Annotated in this window: 14 protein-coding genes; 9 read left to right on the top strand and 5 right to left on the bottom strand. The window is 45.4% G+C overall.

Features of this window, described 5'->3' with window-relative positions:
• Nucleotides 1-899 precede the first annotated feature (899 nt).
• From AB6E85_RS22280 to hemC, 4 genes are read right to left on the bottom strand one after another with little or no spacing between them, the layout of a single operon-like run.
• Complete coding sequence (locus AB6E85_RS22280; protein WP_017063752.1) at nucleotides 900-2,081, bottom strand: heme biosynthesis protein HemY; 1,182 nt, start codon at nucleotides 2,079-2,081, stop codon at nucleotides 900-902.
• A complete protein-coding gene (locus AB6E85_RS22275) occupies nucleotides 2,081-3,307 on the bottom strand; it encodes a uroporphyrinogen-III C-methyltransferase (RefSeq protein ID WP_372144322.1) in 1,227 nt (408 codons plus the stop codon). The genes AB6E85_RS22280 and AB6E85_RS22275 overlap by 1 nt, the downstream gene beginning before the upstream one ends.
• Nucleotides 3,308-3,326: 19 nt before the next feature.
• Nucleotides 3,327-4,055 carry a uroporphyrinogen-III synthase gene (locus AB6E85_RS22270; protein WP_048610792.1) on the bottom strand — a complete coding sequence of 243 codons (729 nt, stop codon included), beginning with the start codon at nucleotides 4,053-4,055 and terminating at the stop codon, nucleotides 3,327-3,329.
• Nucleotides 4,056-4,057: 2 nt separating this feature from the next.
• Entirely contained in the window at nucleotides 4,058-4,996 is a 939-nt protein-coding gene (hemC, locus tag AB6E85_RS22265) for a hydroxymethylbilane synthase (protein WP_048610790.1), read from the bottom strand.
• Nucleotides 4,997-5,340: 344 nt separating this feature from the next.
• Here hemC and AB6E85_RS22260 point away from each other — a divergent pair, with 344 nt between their 5' ends.
• A complete protein-coding gene (locus AB6E85_RS22260; RefSeq protein ID WP_372144321.1) occupies nucleotides 5,341-7,869 on the top strand; it encodes a class I adenylate cyclase in 2,529 nt (842 codons plus the stop codon).
• A 71-nt stretch (nucleotides 7,870-7,940) separates the two neighbouring features.
• Here AB6E85_RS22260 and cyaY read toward each other — a convergent pair whose 3' ends face one another.
• Nucleotides 7,941-8,255 (bottom strand): iron donor protein CyaY, encoded by a 315-nt coding sequence (cyaY, locus tag AB6E85_RS22255; RefSeq protein ID WP_050634944.1) that lies wholly within the window; start codon nucleotides 8,253-8,255, stop codon nucleotides 7,941-7,943.
• Between the two features lie 75 nt (nucleotides 8,256-8,330).
• Here cyaY and lptM point away from each other — a divergent pair, with 75 nt between their 5' ends.
• The 8 genes from lptM to AB6E85_RS22215 all read left to right on the top strand — a co-directional run bounded on the left by lptM (nucleotide 8,331) and on the right by AB6E85_RS22215 (nucleotide 18,304).
• Nucleotides 8,331-8,447 carry an LPS translocon maturation chaperone LptM gene (gene lptM / locus AB6E85_RS25860; protein WP_063524726.1) on the top strand — a complete coding sequence of 39 codons (117 nt, stop codon included), beginning with the start codon at nucleotides 8,331-8,333 and terminating at the stop codon, nucleotides 8,445-8,447.
• Between the two features lie 42 nt (nucleotides 8,448-8,489).
• A complete protein-coding gene (lysA, locus tag AB6E85_RS22245) occupies nucleotides 8,490-9,743 on the top strand; it encodes a diaminopimelate decarboxylase (protein ID WP_017061012.1) in 1,254 nt (417 codons plus the stop codon).
• 11 nt (nucleotides 9,744-9,754) lie between these two features.
• Entirely contained in the window at nucleotides 9,755-10,585 is an 831-nt protein-coding gene (gene dapF / locus AB6E85_RS22240; protein ID WP_017061013.1) for a diaminopimelate epimerase, read from the top strand.
• Between the two features lie 44 nt (nucleotides 10,586-10,629).
• Nucleotides 10,630-11,328, top strand: coding sequence for a DUF484 family protein (locus tag AB6E85_RS22235; protein WP_017061014.1), 699 nt, complete (start codon nucleotides 10,630-10,632; stop codon nucleotides 11,326-11,328).
• The gene (xerC, locus tag AB6E85_RS22230; RefSeq protein WP_019825207.1) at nucleotides 11,297-12,229 is read left to right on the top strand and encodes a tyrosine recombinase XerC; all 933 of its coding nucleotides are present in this window, start codon (nucleotides 11,297-11,299) and stop codon (nucleotides 12,227-12,229) included. The genes AB6E85_RS22235 and xerC overlap by 32 nt, the downstream gene beginning before the upstream one ends.
• A gap of 15 nt (nucleotides 12,230-12,244) precedes the next feature.
• The gene (gene yigB / locus AB6E85_RS22225) at nucleotides 12,245-12,961 is read left to right on the top strand and encodes a 5-amino-6-(5-phospho-D-ribitylamino)uracil phosphatase YigB (RefSeq protein WP_372144320.1); all 717 of its coding nucleotides are present in this window, start codon (nucleotides 12,245-12,247) and stop codon (nucleotides 12,959-12,961) included.
• Nucleotides 12,962-13,129: 168 nt separating this feature from the next.
• Entirely contained in the window at nucleotides 13,130-15,628 is a 2,499-nt protein-coding gene (locus tag AB6E85_RS22220) for an EAL domain-containing protein (protein ID WP_372144319.1), read from the top strand.
• Nucleotides 15,629-15,820: 192 nt separating this feature from the next.
• Nucleotides 15,821-18,304 (top strand): EAL domain-containing protein, encoded by a 2,484-nt coding sequence (locus AB6E85_RS22215; protein WP_372144318.1) that lies wholly within the window; start codon nucleotides 15,821-15,823, stop codon nucleotides 18,302-18,304.
• The last annotated feature ends 130 nt before the right edge of the window (nucleotides 18,305-18,434 follow it).

Here is an 18,434-nt window from a genome sequence, read left to right as displayed (position 1 = left end):
CCTGTCACGCCGGGGGTCGCGGGTTCGAGTCCCGTCCACTCCGCCACTTATTAGAGAAGCCCTGCTAGAAATAGCAGGGCTTTTTTACATTTGAAGAAAAGAGTTTTGCTGTTAGGTTGTATGAGTGATGTAAAGGCATCGAGCTCCTGCACTTCATGCTATTCCATTAGAAAGCCTAGTCTGACGACTAGGCTTTCGTCGTTTCCAGTATCTGAGTTTAGTATTCGTCTTCGAGTTTTGTAGAAGCGCTGTCCGTTCGTTGATCTCGAGCTCTCATATTCCGACACTTATTATCAAGCTCTGCTCTCTCTAACAGCGCTTGATTACGTAAGTTTATATTTGTGGCTATTGATTCAATGGTTAACTTTTCCAGAGCGTCTCAGAGAGGTTTACTTCCTACTACTTTGAAGTGGCTGATAAAGCTGCCTCGTTTTCAATAACAAGGTTTTGTTGGTCGGTAACTCTTGCTATACCCCTTCTACTTAATAGATGAATCTACAGGCAGTTACGTGAACTCCCCGGTTATAACGGTTTATGGTTGGAACATTGATGGCTATTTAATTGTTAATTCAGTGTGACTTTAAGTGGGCATCTGTCTGCGGGTAAATATCTTTAAACGCCTTCTCTCAAGGTGATCTCCATTTACTCTTGAGCTTCTAGGTGTCACTTTTCTCTATGACTCCTCTCGAACCTCTTATAAGGACTTGTTTATAAGAATGGTAAAACTACGTACAGACACAATTAAAGTCGTTCTCCGTCTGTTTGAGAAGCTCAGTTGAGCAATTTCATGGTTGGTTTGTTAGCATTGGGTGGGTAAGGGTTTGAGGAGTTATCTATGGATAAGTAACAGATACAAAAAAGCCGATGCTAGGCATCGGCTTCGTTTGAATCGCTTAGACTTAAGCGGGTTGAACTAGAGCGAGCGCTTTACGAGAAACCTCGTGAGCTGCTTTCGTTAAGTTTTGCTTCTCTAGTGCGTCAGATAGGTATCCGTAATCTGAAACATTTGAACGAAGTGCTAGGGCTTTCTCAAAGTGGCTTTGTGCTTCCGCCCACTTCTGCTCTCTTAGGTAGAACTGAGCCAGAGCGCTGTGTGCTTCGGCATTACCACTGTCTTTACTGATTGCACGTTCTAGCATGACCACGACTGGGTGGTGATCGGCTAGGTTCAGCTCTGGAAGCAACATGTAGAGTTCATTTGACCCACTCTTTGCAATGTTCTCTTTGATCACAGTGAAGGCTTCTGAATCAGCTTTACGCGCGATAAGTTGCTTCACAAAGCAGGATACAAGGTGCGAACTTTGTTTCTGTTTTCTTGAAAGCTTGTTCCAATGGCTGATTAAACCTTCGCTACCTTGCTGTTGTGCCACATCATGAAGTAGCCCACATTGTGCTTTCTGTTCTAATTCACGTTGCTCATCAGCTGTTAGAAGTTTGTTCTTAACTAATTTAGGCGTTAACTCTAGCAATGGCTGCCATAACTTCAGTTGCAAGTAAGTGGCTTTTAACAGGCCAAGTACAGCAGTGTTATTAGGGTATGTGCCTTTTAGGGTAGAAAGTGTATCGAATGCAGCTTCGTAGTTTGACTCACTGATTTGCTGTTTAGCTTTAGTTAGCTCAACCGCCAGTAGAGAGTCGTCCTGTTGGCTAGCAAGCTCGATGTACTTATCACGCTCACTCGTATTACCTTGCTCGTGTGCCGCTTGAGAAGCGACTAAATAACAAAGTAGAGGCATGTCGTGATGGTTAGCCCAACGAGTTACTTTCTTCTCAGCGCCTTTCCAGTCACCTTCAAGCAGCTTGATGATGCCTTCATTGGTATAACGACGAGAGCGTTTCAGTTTACGAACACTGAACCAATTCCAAGTTGTCGAGCTTGCGTACATAAGCTTTTTAAATAGGTACTCTAAGCCGAATAGAGCCGCTAGAAGAGCGATGACGAAGATAACCAGTGTTGTCACGCTCATCTCAATGGTCTTATTCGCAATTGAGATCAGAACGTAGCCTTGTTGACCAGAGAACTGAGTACCAACAATTAACCCAGCACCTAGAACGAGAAAAAGAAAAATCCAACGAATCATTATTTTTCCTCCGTGGTCATAACGGTGACTTCACGACGTAGGCGCTCACGTATCACATCTGACAACTCATTTTGAGATTCAAGCTTTACAGGGTATTTCACAGAGATGTTCTGTTCACTTAGCTGTTTAATCGCTTTCTCAAATTCAATCACTGAGTTGTTATCTTGGTTTAGATACGCTTTCGACCACTCGCTAGCGGTATTAAGAGCTGCGCTATAGAGTTCACCTTGTTCTTTGTAGACGGCGCGAATCGCAGTTTCTAATTTACCTTTGATGTTTTCACGAAGGTAGAAGTGCTGTTCTGGTGATAGTAGAGGGATAACTTCGCCATCACGACTGCGGAATGTGATGAAGTTTTCTGAGAAGTCTTTCATCGACGTCATCAGGTTGTTCTGCCAATCATTAATATCTTGCGATACCGCTTTTTTCTCAACAGTTGCGGCTTCTGGAAGAATCGCATTGGCAAGCGGCAGTGTATCGACTTGCTGTTGCAGGCTTGTGATACGCAGAACTAAGCCGTCACGGTCGATCAGAGGAATAGTACGAAGCTTGGTAATGTCATTGGTCATTGATTGACGCAGTGACACTAAGCTCGGGTCATTCAGTGCTGCGATACGTTGATCGGCGCTTTCCATTAACTTGGTTGCGCTAATGGCATCATGCTCGAGGAACAGTTTACGTCCTGCTAGTTTCACAAGGTAATCGGCTTCGGCAAGTAACCAGTCATTCGGGCGGCGACCTTTAACGTCAGCGACTGCTAACTGCAGGCTTTGAATGCTCTTCTGCTGTTGAGACTGCACGACCTGAGTTTTCTCCACTGCGTGTGAGGCTTCTTGGATAGTCTCTTGCTTGATGGTTTGTAGGTCTTTATTTACTGCAGATTGGGTATTTTGCAGTTGTGCTTGAAGAGCGGCGATTTGAGCCGAGTACTCAGCGCTCTTTTGCTGCATTTGAAATGCGATACCGCCACTGAAGATAATTGAAATAGCGATCGCAATAGCGCCTAGTTTGACACCGCGCTTACCTTGCTTTTCTGCTTTCTCAATTTGCTCTTGATGCTCAGCTTGAGGCTGCCCATTTTTAGCGGTATTTGACGCAGAGGCATCAAGCTTCTGTTCAGGCTGTTTTGTCTCTGTAGAGTCAGCTTTTTCGTTTTCAACAACTACTGGCTGAGTATCTTGTTTCTTTTCAGGTTCAATATGCTCATTATTTTTTTTGCTTGTCATGCTTATTTCCTGTTTCTAGCTAGGGCCGGAGAGCAGCCAGTAATATTTGGTTCGTAGCACTGTGAGTATTGGTCACATTCGAGAAACCGAGTTGTTGTGCTCGTTCTACAATGCGCTGGCTTGGGACAAATAGATGTCTTGTTGAAAGCCAAGCCAAATACTCATCAGGGGTAATTGAGCAGAGATACTCCAATTGTTCCTGACTAGTGATGACAACTTTGGACGTTTTTTTGTTTATCCATGTTTGATAGGTATTGTGGTCGCTAATAGGAATATATTCTCTACGGTAGGTCTCACAATAAGAGACTTGTGCACCTCGATTGAGTAGAGAATCTCTAATGAGCTCACGCCCACCATTACCACGTAGTATCAAAATGGACTTATTTTCTACGCCATTAAGTTCAGTAAGTTTAAGAAGATGTTCACTATCACTAACTTGAGGGTAGTTTACTTTTTGTTTACAGACTTTGCTTAAAACGTGCGCAGTTTTTTGACCAACGCCAAGATAAAGCGGCGAAGTGGGCCAAATGGATGAGGTTTTCGAAAGGATGTTTTGGGCAGCCGTCACGGCGTGGTGACTGACTGCAATAATGATATCGCTGTTATTAAGCTGGGTGCTTAAATCCGCAGAGTTTGGATTATCTACGATACGAATCAGCGGATGATGGATTGCTTGAATACCTTCATCCGCTAGTTGTTGGCAAAGCGATTGTCCCTCTGAACCGGGACGAGTCACCAACACTGTCATGATTATTCTTGGTCAGCGTAGAGCTTGGTTAGGATTTCTCTTGCACCATCATCCAGCAATTGATTTGCCAGAGTCACGCCAAGCGCTTCTGCATCTTTACGAGGGCCTGAGATCTCACCACGAACCATCTTAGAACCGTCCGGTTCACCAACTAATGCACGTAGCCAGATGTTGTCGCCATCTAATAGTGAATAGCTACCGATAGGCACCTGGCAACCACCCTCTAGAGTAAGGTTCATTGCACGTTCGCAAAGTACGCGATCAGCCGTGTCTTTGTGATTCAGCGGCTCAAGAAGCTTGATTAGACGTTCATCATCTAGACGACATTCAATACCAACGGCACCTTGGCCGACAGCCGGTAGAGACTGTTCTGGTTCGATGAAGCTACGAATACGTTCTTCTAGTTCTAAGCGCTTAAGGCCTGCCGCAGCCAGTACGATCGCATCGTATTGACCATCATCGAGTTTACCTAGACGAGTACCAACGTTGCCGCGCAGCTCTTTGATGATGAGGTCAGGGCGGTATTCTAACAGTTGGCATTGGCGACGCAGGCTACATGTACCTACGACAGCACCTTGTGGGAGTTCGTCGATGTTGTTGTAAGTGTTTGATACGAAAGCGTCACGCGGATCTTCGCGCTCACAAATCGTTACCAGACCTAGACCTTCAGGGAAGTCGACAGGTACATCTTTCATTGAGTGAACGGCTAGGTCAGCACGACCTTCTAGCATTGCTACTTCAAGTTCTTTAACGAACAGTCCTTTACCACCCACTTTAGCAAGCGGAGTGTCGAGGATGATGTCACCTTTGGTCACCATAGTTACCAACTCAACCTCTAAACCAGGGTGAGCAGCTTGCAGTGCATCCCTTACAAAGTATGCCTGCCAGAGGGCAAGAGGGCTTTTTCTGGTCGCGATACGGATTGGTGCTGAATTTGTCATGGTGTTTCCGATATAGGTTCTGTAATAGCCTAATCCTACCATTATGAGGCGAGAATTCTTACTGTTTGATCATTCCATACTTTGATAGCCGAGAGATTTTCATGAGTTCACCAAAATAGTGTGATTGGTATCTCATTTGAAACATGGGCTATTATTAGAAATAGTCAATAAAGAGGACACTACGGCGCCGTGAGTTTAACTTTCTGTCATCAAGGAATTGACCAGTATGACGGGTTCCTTTGCTTTACCATTAAGGGTAAAAGTGTTAAATTGATCACGTTTTGTTGCTCCTTTCGTTCAGTAACTAAACAGAACTGCACTTAACCTCAAACCAAGGACTTACCTTGCAGGCTTACACTCAAACTTTGATTCAACGATTAGACAATCTAAATCAGCAGCGCATTGATCGTGCGTTGGCGTTGATGAATGTGCAAGGCCAGCGAGTATTCAACCTTATTCCCGCACTGCTTCACTTCAATCACCCGATGATTCCTGGTTATTATGACCAACAAGTTCCTTTTGGAATTCGTAGCTTCACGCTTAATGAATTCCAAAAGCAATTTGTCTCTGATACCGAATTAACGTTGGGTGGCAAACTCACCGAGACTGATGAACCTGCAATCCTTGGCTTGTACACCATGGGCAGTACTTCTTCTATTGGTCAAAGCACTTCAAGTGATCTTGATATCTGGGTGTGTGTTTCCCCGGATATGGATGGCGCATCTCGCGATAGCCTAACCAACAAGTGTTTGCTGATTACCGATTGGGCTGAAACCTTAGGGGTTGAAGCGAACTTCTTCTTGATGGATGAAGAGCGTTTCCGTTCGAATCATTCAGAAGAGATGACAGGTGATAACTGTGGTTCTTCACAGCATTTATTACTGCTTGATGAGTTTTATCGCTCTGCGGTTCGTTTAGCTGGTCAACGTTTGTTGTGGCAAATCATTCCGCCAGAAATGGAAGAGTGTTACGACGAGTATGTTCAAGGTTTGTGTCAGGATGGCTATCTTGATTGCTCGCAGTGGATCGATTTCGGCAAGCTGAATCGCATTCCCGCTGAAGAGTACTTTGGTTCAAACCTGTGGCAGCTCTATAAGAGTATCGACTCACCGTATAAATCGGTTTTGAAGGCGATCCTGTTAGAAGCCTATTCATGGGAATACCCAAACACCCAACTGCTGAGTATTGATACCAAGCGTCGCTTCTTCGCGGATGAACCGGATCTGTATGGCATGGATAGCTACTATCTGATGCTTGAAAAGGTAACGCGCTATCTAGAACGTATTAACGACCACACACGATTAGACTTGGTGAGACGCTGTTTCTATCTTAAGACCCACGAGAAGTTGTCAAGAGATGCGGGCATTGGCTCTGTTGCGTGGCGTCGTGAAGCCTTAACCGAGATGACTAAATCTTGGAATTGGGGACATGAAACCATTGCTGAGCTCGATAACCGCCGTAACTGGAAGGTTGAGCAGGTTAAAGTGGTGCACCATGCACTGCTTGATGCCTTGATGCTGAGTTACCGTAATCTGATTCAATTTGCGCGTCGTAACGACATCACTTCGGCAATCAGCCCACAAGATATCAGTATCTTGGCTCGTAAGCTTTACGCTGCGTTTGAGGTCTTGCCAGGTAAAGTGACGCTACTAAATCCGCAAATCTCTCCGGATCTGCATGAACCAGACTTGAGCTTCATCGAAGTTCGTCAGGGTCAGTCGAATAAAGCCGGTTGGTACTTGTATAAGCAGCCACTGGTAGCACACCGCATTCTTGGTCAGCCTTCTCTTGAACACCATGAGTACTTGAGTAAGTTGGTAGCATGGTCGTTTTTTAATGGCTTGATTACCGAGTCGACGCGTTTGCACTCTGTGGTTCGTGACGCTCACATTGATATCGATAAGTTCTATCAAATGGTGAGCGACCTGCGTAATACGTTTTCTTTGCGTAAACGTCGCCCAAGTATGCAAGCACTGGCGAGCCCGTGTGAGATAAGCCAACTGGCAATGTTCATCAACTTTGAAAATGACCCGACGTCTGAATTAAGTGGTCGTGCATTAAAAGTGGATCTTAAGAACGCCGATATCTTCAGCTTTGGTGAAGAAGGTAAGAGCTTAGTCGGCAGTGTCGATTTGGTTTATCGTAACTCTTGGCATGAAGTACGTACTCTGCATTTCCAAGGTGATACGGCAATGCTGGATGCGCTGAAGACGGTACTTGGTAAAATGCACCAAGATGCGTTGCCGCCAGAATCGGTTGATGTGTTCTGTTACAGCAAAAACCTGCGTGGTGTGATGCGTAACATGGTGTATCAACTGCTTGCTGAGTGTATCGATTTACGATTAAAACCGATTGAGCCAGAGAAGCGCCGCCGCTTTAAAGCTATTCGTTTAGCGAATAAGATGTTTGGACTGTTCTTCGAGCGTCGTGGTGTGTCGGTACAGATGTTGGAAAACTCGGTCGATTTCTACCGTAGCATTTCAACCAATAAGCTGAAGGGCTCACCTTTATTGATGCTCGACAAAGAGCAAGAGTATCAACTGCCAGAAGTGGTTGATGGTTTTGCGAGTGAGGGCTTAATTCAGTTCTTCTTCGAAGATACCGACAAGGGCTTCAATATTTATGTATTGGACGAGTCGAATCAAGTTGAGGTGTATCACCAATACAGCGGTGAAAAAGATGAGATGATCGCGAGCGTGAATTCTTTCTACACATCGGTAAAAGATGAGTCGAAGATGTCGTCTAAGTTGATTAACTTTAACCTACCTCAGTACTACCAAATCGTTCATCCTGAAGAAGGCAATTCTTACGTTGTGCCTTATCGTAACGATGCAACTTTAGCTTCTCGGAGCTCAAAGATAGTCAACATCTAGTCTTACTAAGACTGATTGATATTAAAAAAGGAGTGATTGATTCACTCCTTTTTAGTTTTGCTTACAAATGATTAGACCCAATCGATCGCTTCACCTGCGTGTTTCACGCATTCTTCTTTAACCATCTCAAACAGCTCCATGCCCGTCTTTGAACATGTCCACTTGTCGTTAACTAGCTTGAAGTGAAAGCCACCAGATTTAGACGCTAACCAGATTTCTTTCATTGGTTCTTGGCGGTTAATGATGATTTGGCTGCGGTTCTCAAACTCCAGCGTCATCACGTTACCAGTCACTTCGTAATCAATATCTGCCTCTGATTCATCGATAGCTTCTTCGATGTTTTGCATCTGTATATCGACCAGCTGATGAAATTCAGTCTCGTTCATCCTTTCTATCCTATTGCTTTTCCTGAGTGTGGTGCGATTATAGGGGGCATTGAGTTAATAATCACGATATGCAAAATGAAAAAATTAATTACTGCTCTATTTATGCTGTCCGTTATTGGACTTTCTGGTTGTGGTCAAACGGGTCCTTTGTACGATCCTGATGAAGTTCAGCAGACCGAACAATCACAATAAGTGAAAACACGCAGAAATCGTTATTTATAAGGGATAAGAACTTTGGATTACTTCAACTATCAGGAAGATGGCCAGCTTTGGGCTGAGGACGTCGCACTTTCACAACTAGCAGAGCAATATGGTACACCGCTGTATGTATATTCTCGTGCAACATTAGAACGCCACTGGAATGCGTTTGATTCATCGGTTGGTGAGCATCCGCACTTGGTGTGTTATGCCGTTAAAGCTAACTCGAACCTTGGCGTGTTGAATACTTTGGCTCGTTTGGGCTCAGGTTTCGATATCGTTTCTGGCGGTGAGCTAGAGCGTGTGGTTGCTGCCGGTGGCGATCCAGCAAAAGTTGTATTCTCTGGTGTCGGTAAAACAGCCGCTGAAATGAAGCGTGCGCTTGAGTTGAACATTAAGTGTTTCAACGTAGAGTCTGAACCAGAACTAGAGCGACTGAATAAAGTAGCTGGTGAGCTTGGTGTTAAAGCGCCGATTTCACTGCGTATCAACCCAGACGTTGATGCCAACACTCACCCTTATATCTCTACGGGCCTGCGTGATAACAAGTTTGGTATTGCTTTCGACCGTGCTCCTGCCGTTTATGAGTTTGCAAAAACACTCGATAACTTGTCTATCCATGGTATTGATTGCCACATTGGTTCTCAGCTAACGGATATCGAACCTTTCATCGATGCAACCGATCGCCTACTTGCGCTGATCGACCAGCTACGTGCTAACGGTATCAACATCAAACACCTTGATGTCGGTGGCGGCTTGGGTGTGGTTTATCGTGATGAATTACCGCCACAGCCTTCTGACTACGCGAAAGCCTTATTGGCTCGCCTAGACAATCATTCTGATCTAGAGCTGATTTTCGAGCCTGGAAGAGCGATTGCTGCTAACGCTGGTGTATTATTAACGAAAGTCGAGTTCCTCAAGCCAACAGAGCACAAGAACTTTGCCATCATCGATGCAGCAATGAACGACCTAATGCGCCCAGCACTTTACCAAGCTTGGCAGGATATTGTTCCTGTGAGCCCTCGTCAGGGTGAAGCCGTGACTTACGATTTGGTTGGCCCAATTTGTGAGACAGGCGATTTCCTAGGTAAAGATCGTGACCTTGTTCTTGAAGAAGGTGATCTGCTAGCAGTTCGTTCAGCGGGCGCTTATGGCTTCGCGATGTCATCTAACTACAACACTCGTTCGCGTGCGGCTGAAGTGATGGTGGATGGCGATAAAACTCACTTGGTTCGTCAGCGTGAAGAGCTTACGAGTCTGTGGGAACTTGAAAACATTCTTCCGGAGTAATTTTAAGCGTTATGCACTTCCACTTTTCTAAAATGCATGGTTTGGGCAATGATTTCATGGTCGTGGACTGCATTACTCAAAATATTTTCTTTTCTCCAGATTTGATCCGTCGTTTGGCGGATCGTCACACTGGCGTGGGCTTTGATCAGCTACTTGTGGTTGAGGCTCCCTATGATCCAGAAACTGATTTCCATTACCGCATATTCAATGCGGATGGCAGTGAAGTGGAACAGTGTGGCAATGGCGCGCGTTGTTTTGCACGATTCGTTCGCATGAAAGGCTTAACGAATAAGTACAGCATCAACGTGAGCACCAAGAAAGGTAAAATGGTTCTCAAGATTGAAGAGAATGACCTGATCACGGTGAACATGGGTATTCCTGAGTTCGAACCCGGTAAGATTCCATTCAAGGCCAAGCAGCCAGAGAAGACGTATATCCTAAGAACGGATGTACACACCTTATTCTGTGGTGCGGTAAGCATGGGTAACCCACATGTGGTTACCGTGGTTGATGATGTCGACACGGCTGATGTGGACACCTTAGGCCCGCTGCTTGAATCACACGAACGTTTCCCTGAGCGTGTTAATGCTGGCTTTATGCAGGTCGTTAACCGTGAAGAAGTTCGCTTGCGTGTTTATGAACGCGGTGCGGGTGAAACTCAGGCATGTGGCAGCGGAGCGTGTGGCGCAGTTGCCGTTGGTATCACTCAAGGCTTACTGGCTGAGAATGTGAAGGTTCGTCTACCAGGCGGTGACTTACACATTAGCTGGCAAGGCCCGGGTAAACCTCTGTTTATGACCGGCCCTGCAACGCATGTGTTTGATGGTCAACTTTCTTGCTAATAACGACCCAAAATAAATAGATTCATAAAAATAAAGGATAGGTTTTGTCTTACGTTGAAGCCGACGCACTCACCGCAGAAGTGGTCGCGGAATATTTACGTGATAACCCAGATTTTTTCCAAGACCGAAAAGATTTGGTTGATCGCCTTGCTATCAATAACGTTGAGCAGGGCGCTGTTTCTCTGGTTGAGGTTCAGCTTAAACGCCAGCGTCATCGAATCGAAGAGCTTGAAGAAGAGATCACTGGCTTGATGTCGTTGGCAGCAAATAACGATAAAACCTTCTATGAGTTTATGGATCTGCAAGCGCAAGTGCTGAAATGCAGTGACTTTATGCAGGTGATAAAAGCCGTTGAACAAAAAGCGTTAGATCTTGGGCTTAAGGCTCATGTTCGAATTCTTTCGCAATCTGGCTTTTATCAGTTGAGTGCTGAGGGTTACTCTAAGTTTTCGCTTAACCATTTCAATGGCAAAGATGCTTATCTTGGGCGCTTGAGAAAAGCCGACAGACACGATTTGTTTGGTGATTATCCAGTTCCAGAGCTAGGCTCTTATGTAGTACTACCGCTTGCTAAGCAGTCTCCATTGGGTTTGCTCGCCTTTTCTAGTGAAGATGGCGGACATTTCCAACCCCATATGGATACGCTCTTTTTACGCCATTTAGCACTTGTTGTCGCTCATTTGGCGGACACCTTACCTTGGCAGATAAATAATGAGCCTAGAGCCCAAAATACCTCTTCCTAACAGTCTTCAAAAGCCACTTTCTCGCTTCTATGAATATCTCAGAAGCGAGAAGGGACTCAGCCTACACACCCAACGTAATTACAAACAACAACTTGAAACCATGGCCGGTCATTTAGTCACGCTCGGACTTAAAGACTGGGGTCAAGTCGATGCGGCGTGGGTCAGACAACTAGCCAGCAAAGGCATGCGTGAGGGAATGAAGGCGAGCAGCATTGCAACGCGCTTATCGTCACTGCGCAGCTTCTTTGATTTTCTTGTGTTGCGTGGCGAAATGACCGCTAATCCAGCCAAAGGGGTCTCTGCGCCTCGCAAACAACGTCCTTTGCCTAAAAACCTCGATGTCGATGAAGTGGGTCAACTGCTTGATGTGAATGAGGACGATCCATTGTCGATTCGTGATCGAGCGATGATGGAGGTGATGTATGGTGCTGGATTACGATTGGCAGAACTGGTCGGTATCAATCTTAAAGATGTGTTGGGTCGACAAGGCGAAATCCGAGTAATTGGTAAAGGCGACAAAGAACGCAAAGCGCCTTTTTCTGGTTTAGCAAAAGAGTGGGTCGATAAATGGCTCAAAGTGCGCGGTGAATTGGCTTCACCGGGTGAAAGCGCGCTGTTTGTCTCTAAGCTTGGGACTCGTATCTCTCACCGTAGCGTGCAAAAGCGCATGGAAGAGTGGGGCAAGAAGCAATCTGTCGCGAGCCACATCAGCCCGCATAAACTGCGTCACTCCTTCGCAACGCATGTGCTGGAGTCGAGCCAAAACCTTCGTGCTGTGCAAGAGTTGCTTGGCCATGAAAATATCTCGACGACCCAAGTGTATACCCACTTAGATTTCCAACACTTAGCACAAGCTTATGATCAGGCTCACCCGAGAGCTCGTAAGAAGAATAAAGATTAGATTAAAGGGTTTACTATGCGAATTTATCGAGGGTTAAAGCCCATTAAAGCCATGACCTTTGACTTGGATGACACCTTGTATGACAACTGGCCTGTGATCATGAAGGTTGAGAAAGAGATGGCACAGTGGCTGTATCAAAAGCACCCAGTGTCGGCTTCTTTATCGCTCGAAGAGTGGCAGGGCATTAAGCAGCAAGTCGCATCTGAAAACCCAGCTTTAAAGCATGATGTCACCGTATGGCGTGAAACTCAGATTAAAAGCGGTTTGCTGCAACTGGGTTACTCTCTGCAGCAAGCAGAACAAGCGGCTCGAGAGGGCATTGAGCATGCCTTGTGGTTGCGTAATCAAGCCGATGTCCCTCAAGAAACACATCGAGTGATGACTGAGCTTAGCCAACGTATTCCTCTGGTTGCGATTACCAATGGCAATGTCGACCCACACAAAATTGGCTTAGGGCAGTATTTTCAATTAATCCTTAAAGCTGGCCCTGATGGCAGAGCAAAACCCTATCCAGATATGTTTGAAAAAGCTCAGCAACACCTAGATTGCGACGCTGAGAATATTCTTCATGTTGGCGATCACCTCAAAACGGATGTCTATGGAGCCAAGCAAAATGGCTTCCAAGCGTGCTGGTTTAATGACACTGGTTCCAATTTATACCGCTCCCCGAAGGCGAGTGTGCTCCCTGATGTTGAAATAGACCAACTTAGCGATCTTATGCGACTAATTTAATGGCTCGGTAAGCTTATTGTGTCGCATTTATGATAGTGAATTGTTACATTAGTCGCCTATAAAAGCCTGATTAGGCTAGGATAATTGGCGACTACTTTTTATCGATTCATTTCAGTCATAGCAGTGGTTGCGGGTTGTTACTTCACTCGATTTTGAACAAGGGTTGGCATGCAAACATTTACATTTCTCGCAAATACTGAGGCGTTATTTAGAGCTCAATTTGATCAGCGAGAATGGTGTGACAGCAAACAGTACCTTATTCAAATTTTCTCAGCACAATCTTCAGATCTAGCTCGTCAAATCGCGGGTGTTGTCCTCAATCGTTTAAATAATGCGACGCTAATTGGCCAGAGTGCTCGTCATGTTATCTGTGATAATTGCCTTGAAAGTGCATGCACCTTAGTCATCATCAGTGAGTTCAACGAAACCCATCTAACCTCTGCGGTCCAGCCTTTTTCCGGCAATCCAAATCAAGACAGCCAAGACTTAGCTTTTCAGCTGCGCCTTACAGAAGACACCAAAACGGTCATCAGCTTGTGCGATCAGGTTGAAGGGCGTGATTATCCTATTTATAGCGCTTTTGAAAATTTGCCTTACGCCTTGCCGATAGCTGGTGGACTGTGCCATGAGAATGAATTTGGCCGTTGGGTTATGTATAACGAGCAAACCTACCAACACGCCTGTGTTGCTGTGGCTCTGACTAACCCAAGATTGAAGGTTTGGTCGGACGCGTACTCTGAGTGGAACCCGATTGGGATGAAGCTACGAGTCACACACGCAATCGGAAATCGCTTATACGCATTGAACGACAAGCCGGCTATCGAAGTATTTAAACATTACCTTGCGGATGGCAAAGACCTTCCTTTTAGCCAGCTGATGAGCTTTCCGCTTTATCGAGAACTTGGTAGAAAGAAGGGTATTTCGACGCCGCTGCGTATTAATGATGATGGCAGTATCGAGTTTGATAGCCCTTGGCATATCGGTGAAGAGGCGCAGTTTTGTTATAACCACCCCTCGTTGACTGCAGAAAAGGTGCGCCACGGGGCCGAGATGCTAGCCATGCATCAGCCTGAGTCGGTGATCATTTATAACTGCGTATCTCGACTTGAATTTATCGACAGTAAACTTGAGCTCAAGCCATTTGAAGGGATAGTGAATACGTGCGGTGCCTACTGCATGGGTGAGCTATACCGTAATGAAGACCGCCAAGAGATACTGCACCACAGCCTGACTTATATCGCTATGCGCGAGTCTGACGAGATTAAAGAGTTTCATTGTGAAGACTTTCAGTGTGGCTCAACCGTCTCGCCATTGCTTAACCTTGTCAGAAATGCAGTCGCAGATCTCGACAGTATGAATACTCAGATGGAAAAGAAACTCCATCAACAAGCGCGTCGCTTAACTGAAAGCTATCGCATTGACTCGCGTACTGGTTTGCCGAACCGTATCGTATTGAAAGAACGCCTCAATACAATTCTGTTTAGTGAACACTTACTCACGTTAAAGCTCACGAATTTCCATCAAGTTAACGAAAAGTACGGCTATCAGGTGGGTGATCAGTTACTGCTTGATCTGTCTAATCACTTTATCGAACGATTGCAGCTTCGTGTCGTTAAAGAACCTCGCGTGAAGGTTGAGCTGTTCAGTATTGGTGTTGGAGAGTGGGCGATTATCTTCAATGCTAGTGTTGGTAGTACGAAAATAAAAGAAGGTTTCGTTGAGTTCGCCGATGACATCGAACACATAAATTTTGAGCCGTATGGCTTGGCTGATATTGATTACTTGTCAGTTTCTCTGTGTGGCGGCTTTGCTAGTCGTTGTGATTTCTTAACCGACAGCGGTGACCAGATCTTATTGAAAGCGATCGAAGCTCGACGCTATGGAGTTCGTAACAATACCCACATCACCAATGCCAAAGATATCCAGGTGAGCGAAGAAGACCGCAAAGAGCAACTCGGTTGGTTGAGCTGTGTGAGCCGTGCGATTTTAGATCAGAACATCATCACCTATTCACAGCCGATTGTGGAATCGGGTACGCACGAAATGATTGGCCAAGAGTGTTTGGTCAGAATTATGGAGTCGGACGGTACCATTGTGCCACCAGGAAAATTCTTACCGATCATTGCTGACACCCACCTTTATACGCGCCTTAGTCGACACATGATTAAGAGCACTATTGGCTATATGGCGGATAAGCAGAGCTCGTTTTCTATCAATCTATCCCCACAAGATTTATTGAGCGATAAGACGCTCGAGGTGCTTGAGGCTGCGATCAGTGGCATGAACGATCCTACTCGACTTGGTTTAGAGGTTCTCGAGTCAGAACAGATTAAAGATTATGGCCGCATGATTGAGGTGTGTGATCACTTCCGAGCACTCGGGGCGAGAATCATTGTTGATGACTTTGGCTCTGGTTACTCCAACATCGATGAAATCATCAAGCTAGAGCCGCAGATCATTAAGCTCGACGGTAGCTTGATTCGTAATATCGACAAAGACCAAAAACAAAGAAACATCGCTTCTCAGTTGGTTCGTTTGTGCCAAGTGTTCAATGCCAAAACGGTCGCTGAATTTGTCCATAACCAACAAGTTTGTGAGATAGCAGAGCAAATGGGTGTTGATTATCTGCAGGGTTACTACTTTGGTGAGCCTAAGCGACTGTTTTAGCTGTTAAAGCTTCCAGTATTGTGTAACTACTGACGATAAAAGTACTGCGCCGCCATTAATGACTGCTTTTTGGCGGAATGAATGATGTCTAACTAAGGTCACATTATTCATAACACGATCGTAAGTATTCCGTGCAAGCCTTATCTATAATAAGCACAATAACAAATCATTAACGTAACGATTAATGTGAATATGCAGTCGACTTCTCTCCTGATACAAGACATTGAGCAAACCCAACGTGAATTGGAAAAGATAGATTTTCATCAACATGAAAGCCTACTGATTCAGGTGTTTTCGTCTTTCGAGAAAGGTTCTGTTTTGGCTGCCTGCCAAGTGATTCAATCGACTTTTCCCAATGCCAAACTGATTGGTTGCAGTGCTAACCACTACATCAGCCAAGGTGTCATCCTGCACCAAGGTCTTTATCTGATTGTTACCCGCTTTGACGCGACGTCATACTCCTGTGGTGTTGTTGAATATAGCGAACAACCATTGCTCGATAGCCACGCTATGTGGCAACAGCTTGGGTGCAATGATAATACTCAAAGCATCATCTGTTTCGCAGACCGTTTGCAGATAAATAACCGAGATCTATTTTCAGCGTTTGAGCAGTCGAGGTATTCATTACCTATCTGTGGCGGAGCATCGACCATTACAGATAATGGACGTTGGGTGATGTTAGACGGAATTTGCTATGAAAATGCCTATGTGATGTTGGCGCTGCACAGTGTCGAGCTCTCCATCGCTAAAGGTTACTACACTGAATGGAATCCGATTGGCCGGACTTTCCGAGTGACAGGTGCTCAAGATAACAGGTTGTTGGAGTTGGATGGGATGCCTGTTCGAGAACTCTATAATCGTTACCTCGCTGATGGCCTCGAAGTACCTTTTGAGCAACTGCATAACTTTCCCTTGATGGTCGGTGACCCGAAAGAGCAAAACATTCATTTACCGCTCAAGGTAACGGAAAGTGGAGAGATAGAATTCAGCGGCCAGTTCCAAGTGGGTGATGAGGTCCGGTTTTGTTATGACCATCCATCATTGACCTTAGAGCAGATACGACTGGGCGTGCAGCAGATCGCCTCTCATAGACCAGAACAGTTCTTCATTTACAACTGCACCTCTCGTATCGACTTTATTGATGGCAACCAAGAGGTTGAGGTTTTCCAAAAATTGGCCGACAGCTATGGCGTTTACTGCATGGGAGAACTTTATCAAGAGAATAGTCAACAGCGAATCTTGCACCATAGCCTCACTTACCTCGCGCTTAGAGAGGGCGAGGTAAGTGAGGCGGTATTGCCATTAGAGACACAACCCGCGACCAACATATCCCCTCTGTTTTCATTGATCCGAAATGCACTGCTTGATGTTGATGACATGAATAACAGCATGGCGAGTAAGATTCAGCAGCAAGCCACCGCATTGACGGCAAGCTATCGAATTGATCACCGTACTGGCTTACCCAATCGAAGTGTGTTGCGTGAGAAGCTTTCCAAGATGAGCAGTGATAGCCACTTGCTAGCTTTGAAGGTCACGACCTTTGGTCAGATCAATGAGAAGTACGGCTATCGAGTGGGTGACAAGCTTCTGCATGATTTGAGTGAGTACTTTCAAAAGGCGCTGTGGCAGTTCTTTGATGAGGGCTGTCAGCTCTACAGTATCGGTATTGGTGAGTGGGCGGTGGTGTTTGATAGTTGGGCGAGCCAAGAACATATTCATCAGCGATTCTCGGAATTTGCTGATCAAACCGAGCATGTGAATTTTGAGCCTACCGGTTTACCTGATATTGATTATTTGTCGGTGTCTATCTGTGCGGGTGTTGCCAGTCGTCGAGATTTCCCGACTACCTCTATTGATGACTTATTGTTGAAGGCGATTGATGCGCGGCGCAGCGCTGTTAGCCAGAACAAGCACCTAGTGAGCGCTAAGACGTTAATTCAACTGGAGAAACATCGCCAAGAACAACTTGGTTGGCTGTCGTGCGTGAGTCGCGCCGTGCTTAACCAGAATATTGTGGCGTGTTCTCAACCGATTGTCTCAGCACACAGTCATCAGGTAGAGAGCTACGAGTGTTTAGTTCGAATTGAAGAGGACGGTCAGTTGATTGCGCCGGGTAAGTTCTTGCCAATCATTGAAGGAACCCATCTCTATACACGCCTCAGTCGTCAGATGATAACGCGCACCTTCGATTTTATGAGTCAGAGAACCGATTCGTTCTCAATTAATTTAGCGCCACAAGATTTCAGCAATGAGAAAACCATTCTTCACCTTGAGCAAGCTATCAAGAAAATTAGTCACCCACAGCGTATTGGCTTGGAGGTGTTAGAAACGGAACAAATTCAGGATTACGGTCGCTTGATTGAGGTGTGTAACCACTTCCGCGATCTTGGTGTGAATATTATTGTTGATGACTTTGGTTCGGGCTATTCGAACATTGATGAGATATTGAAATTGGAACCACAGGTGATAAAGCTTGATGGCAGTTTGATTCGCAATATTGATAAAGATAAAAAGCAACGCAAGATCGCTCAGCAGTTAGTGAGCTTGTGCCAGATTCTAAATGCTAAGACGGTGGCTGAGTTCGTTCATAACGAGCAGGTGTGTCGTATTGCCGAAGACATGGGCGTCGATTACTTGCAAGGGTATTACTTTGGCCAACCTCAGCGTTTGTTTTGATGAAGCGACCGTTTCACGTGAAACACTGATTGGCTCAATAACGAAAGTACGATGTAAAAAGGGTGAGCTTATGGCTCACCCTTTTTGTTTTCAGTACCTGTCCCGTCCTGAAATGTGTTTATTGCCTTCC

Origin of the sequence: Vibrio sp. 10N.247.311.51, from assembly GCF_041467855.1 — a bacterium.
Taxonomy (GTDB): Bacteria; Pseudomonadota; Gammaproteobacteria; order Enterobacterales; family Vibrionaceae; genus Vibrio; species Vibrio coralliirubri.
The sequence above is the reverse complement of the archived record's forward strand: the minus strand, read 5'-3'. Positions and strand labels throughout refer to the sequence as shown.